Origin of the sequence: Rhizobium ecuadorense, from assembly GCF_001187535.1 — a bacterium.
GTDB lineage: Bacteria > Pseudomonadota > Alphaproteobacteria > Rhizobiales > Rhizobiaceae > Rhizobium > Rhizobium ecuadorense.
Window position 1 is genome coordinate 38,478 of sequence record NZ_LFIO01001737.1, and the last position, 14,052, is coordinate 52,529.

At 61.8% G+C, this 14,052-nt stretch carries 15 protein-coding genes, 1 tRNA gene and 1 pseudogene; 10 read left to right on the plus strand and 7 right to left on the minus strand.

All coding sequences use genetic code 11. The features are described 5' to 3' along the window. The first annotated feature begins 100 nt into the window (after positions 1–100). The 4 genes and pseudogenes from tenA to AF337_RS41345 all read left to right on the plus strand — a co-directional run. Positions 101–799, plus strand: coding sequence for a thiaminase II (gene tenA, locus AF337_RS34845; protein WP_049735660.1), 699 nt, complete (start codon positions 101–103; stop codon positions 797–799). Positions 800–876: 77 nt separating this feature from the next. Then, positions 877–2,709: a translation elongation factor 4 gene (gene lepA, locus AF337_RS34850; protein ID WP_049735661.1), complete on the plus strand. Its 1,833-nt coding sequence runs from the start codon at positions 877–879 to the stop codon at positions 2,707–2,709. 58 nt (positions 2,710–2,767) lie between these two features. Further along, positions 2,768–2,998, plus strand: coding sequence for a type II toxin-antitoxin system CcdA family antitoxin (locus AF337_RS34855; protein WP_049735662.1), 231 nt, complete (start codon positions 2,768–2,770; stop codon positions 2,996–2,998). After that, positions 2,998–3,294 (plus strand): annotated as a pseudogene (locus AF337_RS41345) (CcdB family protein); the annotation flags it as partial. The gene AF337_RS34855 and the pseudogene AF337_RS41345, both read left to right, overlap by 1 nt. Positions 3,295–3,934: 640 nt before the next feature. On the opposite strand, the gene AF337_RS34865 reads toward AF337_RS41345, so the two are convergent. From AF337_RS34865 to AF337_RS34875, 3 genes are all read right to left on the minus strand, one after another. Next, positions 3,935–4,387, minus strand: coding sequence for a GFA family protein (locus AF337_RS34865; RefSeq protein WP_049735664.1), 453 nt, complete (start codon positions 4,385–4,387; stop codon positions 3,935–3,937). Positions 4,388–4,460: 73 nt separating this feature from the next. Next, on the minus strand, positions 4,461–5,018 hold the full coding sequence (locus AF337_RS34870) for a sugar O-acetyltransferase (protein ID WP_049735665.1): 558 nt from the start codon (positions 5,016–5,018) through the stop codon (positions 4,461–4,463). Between the two features lie 11 nt (positions 5,019–5,029). Beyond that, entirely contained in the window at positions 5,030–5,767 is a 738-nt protein-coding gene (locus tag AF337_RS34875) for a type 1 glutamine amidotransferase (RefSeq protein WP_049735666.1), read from the minus strand. 125 nt (positions 5,768–5,892) lie between these two features. On the opposite strand from AF337_RS34875, the gene AF337_RS34880 reads away from it, so the two are divergent. Continuing rightward, on the plus strand, positions 5,893–6,186 hold the full coding sequence (locus tag AF337_RS34880) for an Rdx family protein (protein WP_049735667.1): 294 nt from the start codon (positions 5,893–5,895) through the stop codon (positions 6,184–6,186). 11 nt (positions 6,187–6,197) lie between these two features. Here the strand turns inward: AF337_RS34880 and AF337_RS34885 are convergent, their stop codons facing one another. Next, positions 6,198–6,611 carry a BA14K family protein gene (locus tag AF337_RS34885; RefSeq protein ID WP_049735668.1) on the minus strand — a complete coding sequence of 138 codons (414 nt, stop codon included), beginning with the start codon at positions 6,609–6,611 and terminating at the stop codon, positions 6,198–6,200. A gap of 168 nt (positions 6,612–6,779) precedes the next feature. Between AF337_RS34885 and AF337_RS34890 the strand changes: the two genes are divergently transcribed. Both AF337_RS34890 and AF337_RS34895 read left to right on the plus strand, forming a co-directional pair. Beyond that, positions 6,780–6,866, plus strand: a tRNA-Leu gene (locus AF337_RS34890). Between the two features lie 220 nt (positions 6,867–7,086). Next, the gene (locus AF337_RS34895) at positions 7,087–7,374 is read left to right on the plus strand and encodes a hypothetical protein (protein WP_049735669.1); all 288 of its coding nucleotides are present in this window, start codon (positions 7,087–7,089) and stop codon (positions 7,372–7,374) included. A gap of 269 nt (positions 7,375–7,643) precedes the next feature. Here the strand turns inward: AF337_RS34895 and AF337_RS34900 are convergent, their stop codons facing one another. The 3 genes from AF337_RS34900 to AF337_RS34910 form a co-directional block, all read right to left on the minus strand. Further along, positions 7,644–7,940, minus strand: a complete 297-nt coding sequence (locus AF337_RS34900) for a DUF982 domain-containing protein (protein WP_049735670.1) — start codon at positions 7,938–7,940, stop codon at positions 7,644–7,646. A 258-nt stretch (positions 7,941–8,198) separates the two neighbouring features. After that, entirely contained in the window at positions 8,199–8,531 is a 333-nt protein-coding gene (locus tag AF337_RS34905) for a hypothetical protein (RefSeq protein WP_049735671.1), read from the minus strand. A 59-nt stretch (positions 8,532–8,590) separates the two neighbouring features. Then, positions 8,591–10,234: a GumC family protein gene (locus AF337_RS34910; protein ID WP_049735672.1), complete on the minus strand. Its 1,644-nt coding sequence runs from the start codon at positions 10,232–10,234 to the stop codon at positions 8,591–8,593. A 135-nt stretch (positions 10,235–10,369) separates the two neighbouring features. On the opposite strand from AF337_RS34910, the gene AF337_RS34915 reads away from it, so the two are divergent. From AF337_RS34915 to AF337_RS34925, 3 genes are read left to right on the plus strand one after another with little or no spacing between them, the layout of a single operon-like run. Beyond that, entirely contained in the window at positions 10,370–11,419 is a 1,050-nt protein-coding gene (locus AF337_RS34915; protein ID WP_049735673.1) for a glycoside hydrolase family 5 protein, read from the plus strand. Positions 11,420–11,421: 2 nt separating this feature from the next. Continuing rightward, complete coding sequence (locus AF337_RS34920) at positions 11,422–12,690, plus strand: hypothetical protein (protein ID WP_049735674.1); 1,269 nt, start codon at positions 11,422–11,424, stop codon at positions 12,688–12,690. A 55-nt stretch (positions 12,691–12,745) separates the two neighbouring features. Beyond that, the gene (locus tag AF337_RS34925) at positions 12,746–13,762 is read left to right on the plus strand and encodes an acyltransferase family protein (protein ID WP_049735675.1); all 1,017 of its coding nucleotides are present in this window, start codon (positions 12,746–12,748) and stop codon (positions 13,760–13,762) included. Positions 13,763–14,052: the final 290 nt, after the last annotated feature.

A 14,052-nucleotide genomic window follows, 5' to 3' on the forward strand; every position in this document is an offset into this window, starting at 1 on the left:
CTGATGATGGAATCAACTCTCTTCAGGCGGTCGGCGCTCGATCTTGCTTTCGCCTCGGCGTCGCCGATATATGGCAGCGCAATTCAGATGGGAGAGAGTGATGGACGCCGGCACGCAGAGCACGGAACTGACGGAAAGCTTCACCGCCGCCGCCTGGGAGAGGATCGCGCCCATCATGGCCGAGATCGAGGTGCTGCCGTTGCTCACGCGTCTTTCGGACGGCACGCTGCCGCCTGAGGTTTTCCGGCACTACATTCTGCAGGATGCGCTTTACCTCAAACATTATGCGCGATGCCTGGCGATCGTCGCGGCCAAGGCGCCCGACAATGCGCAGGTGCTGCGCTTCCTCGGTTCGGCGCAGAAGGCGATCACCGTCGAGCAGGGCCTGCATGCCGGCTTCCTCACCCAGTTCGGCATCACTTCCGAAGATGTGACAGCGGCCGAACCCTCGCCTGCCTGCTTTGCCTATACGAATTTTCTGCTCGCCACGGCCTATCACCGCTCCTACGCCGTGGCGCTTTCTTCAATCCTGCCCTGCTTCTGGATCTATTGGCATGTCGGCGAGGCGATCAAGAGCCGGCCGGCAATCGAGGACAATGCCTTCCAGGCCTGGATCAATACCTATGGCGATCCGCAATTTGCCGCCGGCGCCCGCGAAGTGATCGCGCTGACCGATATCGCCGCCCGGGCCGCATCGCCGGTGGAGCGCGCCGAGATGATGGATGTCTTCGTGCGCGCCTCGCAATATGAATGGATGTTCTGGGATTCGGCCTGGCGGCTGGAGACGTGGCCGGTCTGAGACGCGCCCGACCGGCTGGCAAAATAGCGTAAACAGCGGGATAATTACCGCTTTGCGGCAGGGGGCGGCGCTGCTATATGGCGCGCATGAGCACCAATTCGACCACTCCGCTGTCCCATATCCGCAACTTTTCGATCGTGGCCCATATCGACCACGGCAAATCGACGCTGGCCGACCGGCTGATCCAGACGACTGGCGGCCTTGCCGAGCGCGAAATGTCCGAGCAGGTGCTCGACAATATGGATATCGAGCGCGAGCGCGGCATCACCATCAAGGCCCAGACGGTGCGCCTGCACTACCAGGCTGATAATGGCGAGAAATACATTCTCAACCTGATCGACACGCCCGGCCACGTCGACTTCGCCTATGAAGTCTCGCGGTCGCTGTCGGCCTGCGAGGGCTCGCTGCTGGTCGTCGACGCCAGCCAGGGCGTCGAGGCGCAGACGCTCGCCAACGTCTATCAGGCGATCGACAACAATCACGAGATCGTCACCGTCCTCAACAAGATCGACCTGCCGGCCGCCGAACCCGACCGCATCAAGGAGCAGATCGAGGAAGTGATCGGCATCGACGCTTCGGAGGCCGTGCTGATTTCGGCCAAGACCGGCCTCGGCATTCCCGACGTGCTGGAGGCGATCGTCAACAAGCTGCCGGCGCCGAAGAGCCCGGGCGGCGACAAAGCGCCGCTGAAGGCGCTGCTGGTCGACAGCTGGTACGACACCTATCTCGGCGTCATGGTTCTCGTGCGCATCATCGACGGCGTTTTGACCAAGGGTCAGACGATCCGCATGATGGGCACGGATGCGAAGTACCAGGTGGAGCGCGTCGGCGTGTTGACGCCGAAGATGGTCAATGTCGACAGCCTCGGCCCCGGCGAGATCGGCTTCATCACCGCCTCGATCAAGGAAGTGGCCGATACCCGCGTCGGCGATACGATCACCGAGGACAAGCGGCCGACGGCCCAGGCGCTGCCGGGCTTCAAGCCGGCGCAGCCGGTGGTGTTCTGTGGCCTCTTCCCGGTCGATGCCGCCGATTTCGAGGATCTGCGCGCCGCCATGGGCAAGCTTCGCCTCAACGACGCCTCCTTCTCCTTCGAAATGGAATCGTCGGCCGCCCTCGGTTTCGGCTTCCGCTGCGGCTTCCTCGGCCTCCTACATCTCGAAATCATCCAGGAACGGCTGGAGCGCGAGTTCGACCTCGACCTGATCGCCACCGCCCCGTCGGTGGTCTACAAGATGTTCATGACCGACGGCTCGGAGCGCGAGCTGCACAACCCGGCCGACATGCCCGATGTCGTGAAGATCTCGGAAATCCACGAGCCGTGGATCCGCGCGACGATCCTGACGCCGGACGACTATCTCGGCGGCATTCTGAAGCTCTGCCAGGACCGTCGCGGCATTCAGATCGAACTGACCTATGTCGGCACGCGCGCGATGCTGACCTACGACCTGCCGCTCAACGAAGTCGTCTTCGATTTTTACGACCGGCTGAAGTCGATCTCGAAGGGTTATGCCTCCTTCGACTATACGCTCACCGACCACCGCGAGGGCAACCTGGTGAAGATGTCGATCCTCGTCAACGGCGAGCCGGTCGACGCGCTGTCGATGATGGTGCACCGCACCGCCGCCGAAAAGCGCGGCCGCGACATGTGCGAGAAGCTCAAGGAGCTGATCCCGAAGCACATGTTCAAGATCCCGATCCAGGCGGCGATCGGCGGCAACGTCATCGCCCGCGAGACGATCTCGGCGCTACGCAAGGACGTGACCGCGAAATGCTACGGCGGCGACGCCACCCGCAAGCGCAAGCTGCTCGACAAGCAGAAGGCCGGCAAGAAGCGCATGCGCCAGTTCGGCAAGGTGGAGATTCCCCAGGAAGCGTTCATCGCAGCGTTGAAGATGGGCGACGAGTAACGCTCCTCAACGGCATTTGATGCGCATACAGTGTGCGCATCAGACCAAGTAGATCGTCATGGCGCAGCAGCCAAGAAAAGCAGCGAACCTCTCTCTCGATGAGAGCCTCGTGTCGCAGGCGCGCGACCTCAAGATCAACATATCCAGGGCGGCGGAAGATGGAATCGCCAAAGCCATAAAGGCGGAACGCGAGCGGCTGTGGCGTATCGAGAATGCCGAGGCAATCGCTGCTTCCAATGCCTATGTCGAAAAGCATGGCCTGCCGTTCGCCAAATACCGTCAGTTTTAATGGCACGCTTCCACGTCTATCGCTTGAAAAGCGGGAATATCCTGGCCATCGATCTTCAAGCCAATCTGCTTGACGATCTGCCGTCGCGCGTCATGGTTCCGTTGCATCCAGTTCAGGAACTGAGTTGGTCCATCTCGCGACTGAACCCGCGCTTCTCAATCGAGGGGGAAGCCTATGTCATGGCGACTCAGCGCATGGCATCGATCCCGACTACGGAACTCGGAGGCGCCATCGCGGACGTTACCGCCGACAGCGACCGCATCGTGGCTGCCGTCGATTTTTCTCTTCCAGGATTTCTGAAATCAACGCTGCGCGCTTTTCCGCATCATGCTCTAGCTGTCGGTCGCCAAAGCCCTTCGCGGAGTCTCGGAAATCCGCCGGCAATGCAGAAGATATTCCGCAGAGCCATTGTCGTCGTTCCATGCATCGGTTTCAGGAACTTCCCGCCATCCACTCAGGGCAGGATCGCGAACCATCCGGTTTTCGCCTGCGTCGACAAACGGCGCTGTCTGCATCTCGATTCCTTCAATGATCCAATCATGGATCATATCTGGCGCATCGTCGAATTGGCTGATCTGCTCGAAATAGAAGAACGGGTCGATCCCGATATAGACACGGCCTTCCAGCCATGTTCCGGGGCGCACGTCCTTGGGCGGCGGCACATTTTGAAATGCGGGTATTCCGAAATCCATAGCCCACCAATCTTCGGATATGTGCGTGACACGCCCGCGAGCCTGATAGAACGAGCCGCTCTCACGCCTCATGAAAACATCGCCGCGATGCTCACTAATCCTCAGCGCCGTTTCATTGTAGAATTCCAGGGCAAAGGCCGCCCGCTGTCCCTTTTGGAATTCGCCGTAGTTTCCATCCATGATGATCCAGGCGGAAATACCGACGGCTAGTTCATTCGACATCCTTTTTATCCCCGGATTGGTTCTACGATTGCGCCATATACTCCTTGACCAACCCTTCATAGGCCGCCATCTCCGGCAGTGCGGCGTAGCTGTGCACCGCGCCGGTCTCGGCAAAGGCCAGCTTCTCGCTCGTCCATGTCTCGATGAACGGCGTGAACCAGCTGGGGTCATCGAGCATGGTGACGCGCAGATTGACGAACCAGTCCATGCCTTCCGGACGGGTGAACATCCAGCTCATGCAATGCGGGCAGAAATAATGTTTCGTCGTGCCGTGCAGGCCGCCGATGACCGGCTCGCCCTTCGTCACCTCGAAACCCTCGCTGGGGATGGCGGCGCTCAGCGAATAGGCGCTCGCGGTCATCCTCTGGCAGCCTGTGCAGTGACAGGCCATGGCTAGCAGCGGCGGCGCGCTGATCTTCAACCGCACCCGGCCGCAACGGCAGCCGCCTTCCATGGGTAGGTTCTGTGCTGTCATGATATCTCTCCCCTTGGCCACGTGATCTAGCGGAGCGGGCGCCATTGTCGAGGGAGGCGAGGCAGGCCGAATTTCAGACGGCGTTTATCCGCCGCGCCGGGTTGCCGACTACGGTGGCGCCCGCCGGCACATCCCTGGTCACCACGGCGCCCGCGCCGACGATTGCACCATCGCCGATCGTGACGCCGCCGAGGATGATGGCGGCGCCACCGATCCAGACATCGCTGCCGATCGCAACCGGCCGGGCGATCTCGATGCCGGCGCTGCGAAGGGCGGCATCCTTGTGATGTTCGGCGCAGTAGATCTGCACGCTGGGGCCGAACATCGTGCGGTCGCCGACGGTCACCCGGCCGGAATCGAGGATGGTGCAGCCGGCATTGAAATAGACGCGCTCGCCGAGCGTGATGTTGATGCCGTAAGAGCAGTGAAACGGCGCTTCGATGAAGACATCGGGGGCCACGCCCGCAAAGAGCGCCCTCAGGGCTGGCGCCATGGCTCCGCGCTCGTCCGGCGGCAGCGTGTTGTGCGCATGGACCGCCAGGCGCGCCTGCCGGCGCAAGAGATCGAGCTCGTCGTCGAGGCAGCAATACCATTCGCCTGCCGCCATCTTCTCGCGTTCGCTCGTCGGCATTGCGTCGCCTCTCAAGCCGAGGCCTCCGCCAATATTCCGATCTCTGCCGGTTCGATCAGGCTGACCCAGGCACGCGCGATGGCAAGGCCGGCGGCATCGGCGGCGACGCCATGCCGCGCCGCCAGTTCGGCATGGTTCTCCAGCCAGCCGGGGGCGATGCGGGCGATCGTATCAGGGAATTCCGCCTTCCATTGCTCGACGACCGCTCGGTCGGCCTCGAAATGGAACTGGGTGCCGTAAACGGCGCGGCCGATGCGGAAGGCCTGGTTCTCGGCGACCGGGCTCGTCGCCAGACGCACCGCACCTTCGGGCAGGGAAAACGTGTCGGCATGCCATTCGAAAATGGTGAATTCACCGCCAAGCGCCGACAGCAGCGGATCGGCCCGGCCCTCCCCGGTAACGCCGATCCCGTGCCAGCCGAATTCGCGGGCGGTGCCGAGATGATTGTCGGCACCATAGGCGCGGGCGAGGATCTGGCTGCCGAGGCAGATGCCGAGCACAGCCTTGCCGGCATCACCGAAGCGGCGCGTCAGCCGGACGAGCTCCGGCAGGTAGGGATGCGTCTCGTCATCCAATGCGCTCTGTTCGCCACCAAGCACGACAAGCGCGTCATGGCCGGATATATCCGGCGGCAAGACGCCGTCCTGCCACACGCGGAACCACTCGATATGAGCTCCCGCCTCGTCGAGCGCTCTGGCAAGCGCGCCGAGACCGGTATTGCGCATATTTTCGACGACTGCTATCCGCATGGGTTCTCCCCGGTATGACCGACGATGGAAGAGACCATGCCGGCGAACGACGCGCAAGATGCTTGCGCGCCATTGCGTGAGCACGCCGCAAGGGCTTAAATCCACGCGAACGAAAGGAAATCGCCATGACCGAAAAAGCCCGCGTCTCGATCCTCTACTGCACCCAGTGCAACTGGCTGCTGCGCGCCGCCTGGATGGCGCAGGAACTGCTGCACACTTTTTCCGACAGCCTCGGCGAGGTGGCGCTGATCCCCGCCACCGGCGGCAATTTCGAGATCCGCGTCAATGGCGACCTGATCTGGGAACGCAAGCGCGACGGCGGCTTTCCCGGGCCGAAGGAGTTGAAGCAGCGGGTCCGCGATATCGTCGAGCCCGGCCGCGATCTCGGCCATGTCGACCGCGCTTCGCTGGAAAGCTGACCGCAACGCTCTCAGCGATAGGGCGAGCGGCAGACCCTGTAGACGCCCTCATAGGTGAGGAAGTGATCCGTCCTCGGATTGTAGGAGCGGTATTCATTGGTGCACCAGGCGATATGCTTGTTCGGAGCGTTCGGCTGCACCCGGCGCACCGGCGGCGGATCATAGGTTAGCTGCGGCCGCCCGGCGGCACCCGGCAGGTAATAGGTCGGCCCCGCGCCGCGCGGCCGGTAATTCGGCTGGACATAAGCGGGGCGATGCCATTGCTGCGGCCCGAAACCGAAACAGCCGCGAAAATCGCAGAGCGTCGATCCGGTGTTGAGCGGCCCGACCCCCGGCTTGCCCAGCTTCAGCGAATCAGCGCCTGCCATGGCTGGCGCGACAACAGCGAGAAGACCGGCTAACAGAAGCGTGCGGGCGACGGGCATGGGGCATTCCTTTCGATATTTCCCCTATATAGGGCGTACCGAGTGAAGCGCTATGCCTGCCCTCCGGCCACTCCCTCGCATGTGATCAATTGTTTTTCGCCAACTGTCAGAAAAACTTCAAAAACCCGGTTGACAGTCAGGAGCCGCCCCCTTACATCGCTCTCCGTCGCCCAGATGGCGGAATTGGTAGACGCGCCAGCTTCAGGTGCTGGTACCCGAAAGGGTGTGGAGGTTCGAGTCCTCTTCTGGGCACCATTCCATTCTTGATCGCTACCAGGATCAAGACGTTAGCCTTTCCAAAATTTACGCATTTTGTGCCTGTGAAAGGCCAGCAACAATGCGCTCGAGGCTTGCCTGCTCAACTCCAAAGACTTTCAAAATCCATATTGGCGCCTATTCCGGCCGCCGATAGCGGGCCGCCATTGACTTGTTCATCGTCGAATGGAACATAAAGCGAACACAATGGAGTCTTGTGATGATCCGATACGCCACATCCGTAGCCGCCCCCGAGCCTTCAAAGGCGCGCGAGGCGCCAGCCGTCAAGCTCGCCATCGAGATGCCTCCGCCCAAACAGGTCATTAGTGAATCCCCGACCGGTGCGGTCCTTTCTGCCTATCCGCTGCTGGTCGGCTCCGAGTCAGACGAGTTCGGCTCCGACACTCTGCCGAAGAACACAAAGCCACCGCGCCGTGCGGCAAAAAATCGGAAGGCTAAAGCCGCCGAAGCAGCCAGCACTCCACTTCAGCTTGATCTAGAGGCCTAACCGTCTCTTCGGGACAAGAACTGGCTGCGATCACCGGAACTCCCTACCATAATCTATATAGTACTTCGGAATCCCGAAGCGGGGGAACTTCGGGATTCCGAAGTGAGGTTTTTCGTGACGGCGTGTGCATCTGCCGACATTAAGCGGCCAGCGGAGCGGTATCCTGCGGGAACCATCAGCAGAGCTTTCCCTTATCGCGCGGTTCGCAGCATTTGCATCTCATGCGTCAGCGCCGCTTCGGTCGGCGCAGGATAGAGTGGTTATGGCCTTCACGCGGCCATTTCGGCCGTCGTCTTCCCGCCGTCGGGAATAACGGTCAGAACCCCCATGCCGGCTTCTCTGGCGGCGCTCAGAAGCAATTCCCTGAGTTCGTTCATCCCAGCCAGCCCCATGACGGCATCGGCGCAAGCCTTCACCGCCGCGACATATTCTTCTCCATCTTCAAACGGCCAGTCTGTCATCAGAACTTCGGCTGCGTCCCGGAGCGTCCTGACGATCCTGCGCCGGTGCCCGGCTCCGACAAAGAGAACAAGAGGCGCAAAATCCGCCGATGTGTTCCATTGCATGGCACTTTCTCCCCAAGGGTTAGAATATTAGTAACGATGCAAGAAGCGTGCCGGGGAGGCGATCGGCCTCTACAGGCGGCTGGGTTTTGCGGCAGCCGAAAGCCTGCCGCTGCGGCGCGGGGAGGAAGAGGGCATGGTCAAATATTCGGTCGTCGATCGACCGGACGCCAATGCCGGCTTCGACTATCTGAGGATGGAGCTTCCGAGAGCATATTTCCGACAGGTACATCCGGCGGCTTTGCCGACCGGCTGAGGAGCCTACCGCACCGGCTGATAGTGGCCGCGCAGCGGCACCTTGTCGTCCATCGAGATGAAGCCGTCGCGTTCGCAGACATACATCAGCGTCGGCATGCCGCCCGAGCGGAAGATCTCGTCGTAGCGGCGGCGGATCTGGACGGTTTCGGTGCGGCAATTATAGGATTCCTCCTCCTTCTTGTCCGGCTGCGCCTTGACGCCGGGCAGGCCCTTGTAGGGGTAGAGGGGCTGAACGCCGGAATCGAGTGATTTCGTCCAGTCGACGGCAAAGGCCGACGCGGGTGCCAGGCTGGACACGGCAACGAGCGACATCAGAAGCACCATCACAAGCCGCATTGGAATTCTCCTGCCGGCAATAGGCCGTTCACAGGATGTAGGAGAACCGGGGATCGTGATCAAGCAGCCGCAGCCGGCGATTTCCTGAAATAGCTTTTGATGACGGGATGGCTGAAGAGGCCGGCGAGGATCGCAAAACCGGCGCCGACGACGAAACCGGCGAGAAGACCGCCGATAACGCCGGCGATGAGCAGGATCTTCTTTCCCGGGCCGTCGGCCTTGACCGGCGGCTCGGCCGGCGAGATGACGCGAATGTTGCTCTGGTTGAGGTTCTGCTCCTCGCTCGTCTGGCTGGAGCGCTTCAGCACCGTCTCATAGATATCGCGCGCCGCCGTCGCCTTGCGCTGCAATTCGTTCAATTCCACCTGCTTGTCCGAAGTGCTCGCCTGCAGCGCCTTCTGGACGGCAAGCTCCTTGGCGATGCTGTCCTCGGCGGCCTTGGCCTGCTCGTATTCGCCCCTCGCCGACGTGGCGAGACGCTGCAACTCACCCTTGATTTCGCCTGATATGCTCTGCAGCGAGGAGCGGGCCGCCTGCAGGCGCGGGTGGCGCGTGCCCATCTGGCTTTCGAGGCTGCCGACAGCAGCGGCCTGGGTGGCATATTGCTGCCGCAGGCTGACGAGCGGCGAGGTGACGCCGCCCTCCGCCTGATTGCCGGCAACGATGTCCTCGACACGCAGATTGGCGACGGCATCGGCGCGGGCCTTGGCCTGGATGGTCTTTTCCTGCGCCGTCACCAGTATTGTGTTCAGCGAGACGAGCCGCTGGTCGGAAATCAGATTGCCTTCGGTGGCGGCCATGTCGTTGTCGGCGCGGAAGGTTTCGACGGCCTGCTCGGCCTCCAGCACCTTCTGGCGCAGATCGTCGAGGCGTCCGTCAAGCGTCGAGGAGGTGTTTTCGTAGATGCCGTTCGAGGCGCTGTTTTCTTCCTCGGTGAAGGAGGTGACGACCTGGTTGGCAAGCCGTGCGGATTTCTCGGGATCGTTGGTCGTCGCGGCAAGCGAAACGACATAGGTGCTGGCCTGGCGGGTAATGACCAATGCCTTCTGCAGGGCGCCGATCACGGCGGCGCCATCGGTGCGGCCGCCGGTGAATTCCGGATCCTGATCGAGCTTCATGGTCTCGACGACACGGCGCAGCACGTTGCCCGAGGTCAGGATCTGCACCTGGCTGTCGATCAGCGTCGAGATCATTTCCGGCGAAGGCCCCGACGATTGCCCGCCTGCATCGGCAAGGCCGATCTGGCGCGGATCGAAATAGAGGCTGCTGACGGCGGTGAATTTCTGCCCGATGGTGGGCGCCACCACTCCGCCGGCAACGGCACCGAGAAGGGCCAGACCGAGCACGATCAGCCGCCGGCTCCAGATCGCGGCGACGCTGGAGCGGAGGTCGAGAAGCGGTGCGGCCGATGCGGAGGCTGCGGCCGGGGGCGCGTCGACGACAGGCTGTTTCATGGGCGCAATCGGGGGCGGGGGCGCAGGCGCCGGGCGTTCGGATTGGCGGGTTTGCGCAACACTTGCCGGCGGCGGCACAAAGGCGGGAGGAGCGGGGGCAGGAGAAGTTGGTTCGGGCGCCGGAGGGACGAAATCGTCCGGACGGACCACAGGACTGCGCGTACGCACGCCTTCCGGCGCAGTCTGAGGCGACTCATAACTGCGCCAGCCAGGGAGCCGGCTTACCCTGTTCCTGTCATACTGGTTCATACGCGCACTCGTGTCCCGCCCAGCATCAAAGACTGAAGCCGAGGTGCTGAGACTTTAGAAATTCTTAGCTAACGGACCGTTAAAATAATTCGAGCGACGCCGATGTTGCGATTTGCCTGGATTACGAGGGTAACCATGAGGACGAGACGACATCTGACAGCGCTGCTGCTTGCGGCCGCTCTCGTCCCCCCGCCGGCCCTTGCGGCCGACGCGCCCTGTTATCGCGGCGTCAATCTTTCCGGCGGCGAATATGGCGATCGCGACGGCATTTACGGCACGAACTATACCTATCCCAGTGAGGACACGATCGACTATTTCGCCAAGAAGGGCATGTCGATCATCCGGCTGCCCTTCCGCTGGGAGCGGCTGCAGCCGGCGCTCGGCGGACGGCTCGACGAGGACGAACTCAAGCGGATCAAAGATACCGTCGGCCTGATCCGCAAGCACGGAATGGCCGTGCTGCTCGACCCGCATAATTTCGGCTATTACGACAAGACGCAGGTCGGCACGGCGCCGGCGACGGATGCCGCCTTCGGTAATTTCTGGGCAAGGCTCGCGGTCGAATTCGCCAATCAGGACGGCATTCTCTTCGGCCTGATGAACGAGCCGCACGATATCAAGGCGACGGACTGGCTCGATGCCGCCAATGCGGCGATCCGCAGCATCCGCGCCGTCGGCGCCCGCAACCTCATCCTGGTGCCGGGCACCGCCTGGAGCGGCGCTCACAGCTGGGAGAAGGATGTGATCGGTGGCCCCAATGGCACGGTGATGCTCGGCGTGCGCGATCCGCTCGACTTCTACGCCTATGAGGTCCACCAGTATCTCGACATCGATTCCTCCGGAACCCATCCGACCTGCGAGGGTGCCGCCGCCGCTGTCGAAGCGATCGCCGGCGTCACCGCCTGGCTGAAGAAGAACCACAAGCGCGGCTTTCTCGGCGAATTCGGCGCCGCCGCCGACAAGGACTGCATGAACGGGCTGACCGAAATCTATGCCACCATGTCCGACAATGGCGACGCCTGGCTCGGCTGGTCCTATTGGGCGGCGGGCGAATGGTGGCCGGCCGACGAGCCGTTCAACGTCCAGCCGCAAAGGGGCACGGAGCGGCCGCAGATGCGGCTCCTCGCCAGTTCGGCAAAAGCCAAAGCCGGTGCCTGCGCCAGCGTCAAGCCGGCGAGGAAGTGACAGTGGCGGCCGTCGACCAGAAGGCAGCTTTCTCTGTAGCCGGCAGTGCAGCCGGCGCAGCCTCGCGGACCGATTATCCCCTGCTCTGGCTCGGCCTGCTGTCGGTGCTCTACAACGGCATTCTCGCCTTCATCAACCACAACATCATGCCGCTCTCGATGACGCATGTCGCCGCCAGCGAAGGGCTGATCCTGGCGAGCGCCCTCATCTACATCCTGCACAAGGGGATCTACGAGACCGATCTCCCAGCTTTCCTGTTCCTGCTGTTCACACTTGTGGTGACCATCTATGTCAGCGTGCTCAACCGCATGCTGTTCGTCGATCATTTCCGCAACGTGCTGATTATCTTCTGCTTTACCGGCCTTGGCGGCTGGAGCAACGAGAAAACCATGAAGCTCGCCTTTCGCTGGGCGAGCCTTGCCGTCATGATCTTCCTGATCTTCGAGATCGTCAGCGTGCCGTTTTTTGTCAGTATCGTGCATCCGTCCGATTATTTCGCCAATACGCGCGGGCTGCTGCCGCTGAGCTACAACACAACGGGCCTGTTCCAGAACGCGCTCGGTTTTCCCGAGCGTTTCTCCTTCGGCATCATCGACCACCGCTCGTCGTCGATCTTCCTCGAACAGGTGTCGCTCGCCAATTTCTGCGGCGTGATCGCGATCTATCTGATTTCCATGTGGGAAAGACTAGGCCGCTGGGATCGGTTGCTGTTCGTCGGCACGGCGGTGCTGATCCTGGTGACGAACGATACGCGCACGATGCTGATCTTCTGTTTTGCCTGCATCGTCGGCTATTTCGTCTTTCCGAAGATCCCGAGGAACTTCAATCTGGCGCTGATGCCGCTGATCGTCGCCGCCGGTTTCCTCGTCTACACCCTGAAGCCCAATGCGACCGGCGACAATTTCACCGGCCGCATCAACCTGACGATGAAAAAGATCATGGAGCTCGATCCGCTCGCCGTCCTCGGCCTTTCGGTCGACCGGGTCGCGGAATTTGCCGACAGCGGCTATGTCTACCTGATCTACGCGGCGACGATCTTCGGCGTCATCGCCCTCTGGCTGTTCGTCTGCCTCTTTCCCGCCGGGCGCACGGCGGCGCAGCGGCGCTGCGCCCATTCACTTTCTCTTTTCATTTTTCTGAATATGATGATCGGGGGGACCGCCGTTTTCTCGATGAAGATCGCCGGGCTCCTGTGGTTCGTCGTCGGATATATGCGCTTCCACGACAGCCCGCGCATCCGGCAGGATCGTGCGGCTTATGTAGAGAGTTGACCGCAGCGGCACGGTGGAGACCGTCGCCCGCAAGCCCCGGGGAGCAAGACATCAGATGCTTGTCCAGCTTCAATATCTGCGCGCCGTCGCGGCGCTGATGGTCGTCTATTTCCACGCGATCCTGCAGCTTGCCAAGGTCAATCCCGCGCTCGACGCGACTGCCTTCGTCTATGGCGAGACCGGCGTCGACATCTTCTTCGTGCTCAGCGGTTTCGTGATGTGGCTGACGACGAGCGGACGGGCGATGAGCCCCATCGATTTCGCCCGCCGGCGCATCAAACGCATCGTCCCGCTCTATTGGCTGGCAACGCTGTTTTCGGCTGTCGTGGCGCTGGTGGCCCCGTCATTGCTGAAATCGACAGTGTTCGACCTGCCGCATCTGATCGCCTCGCTGTTCTTTCTGCCATGGGCCAATACCGCCGATCCGACCACGATCACCCCCGTCGTCGTGCCGGGCTGGACGCTGAACTACGAGATGTTCTTCTATCTCGTCTTCGCGCTGCTGCTGCCGCTCTCGGAAAGCCGCCGCATCCCGACCATGTTTGCCGTCTTTTCCGTCATCCTGATTGCCTGCCGGCTGCTGCCGGAGATGACGGCCACCCGGTTCTACGGCGAGCCGATCATCCTGGAATTCCTTGCCGGTGTCGTGCTCGGCTGGCTCTACCGGCAAAAGGTGCTTCTGCCGAATCGCTGGGCATGGGCGGCACTGGCCATGGGCTTTGCGTTCCTCCTCATCAACGAGGCGCTGATGCGGCCGGAAAGCCGGTTCTACGCCTGGGGGATCCCGGCGATCTTCATCGTCTACGGCGCGGTCTCGATCGACTTTTCCAGGCTGCCGGTCCTTGCATGGCTGAACTATCTCGGCGACTGCTCCTACAGCATCTATATCACCCACGCCTTCACGCTCGCATTCCTGAGGGTCGCCGCCGACCGCCTGCCGATCGGCATCCTGCAGCAACCGGTGCTCTTCGTGATCCTGTCGCTGGTGCTCTCGTCGATCGGCGGCGCCATCATCCACGAAATCACCACGCCGCGGCGGAAAGTCGCGGTGGCGAGCCGTCCGCCGGCCTAAAATCGGCAGCTGAGGCGAGAATACGCATCCCGGCGGCGCTGGCGGCACAGTTTTTCGCGTAACTTCTCCTAAGCTAGGCCCAGCGTGAGAGAACTTGCAGAAGCATGATGGTTTGCTTGCAATTTGTCGCATGAATGAAAGCGCACCGGCCTGTTCGCGGCCCGGGCTTTGATCTAAGCACGGCGGCGGCCTTGCAGAGGGAAGAGGGAAAGACATGAGAAGCTATGTATTGACGGTATCCTGCAAATCGACGCGCGGCATCGTTGCGGCGATTTCGAGCTATCTGGCGG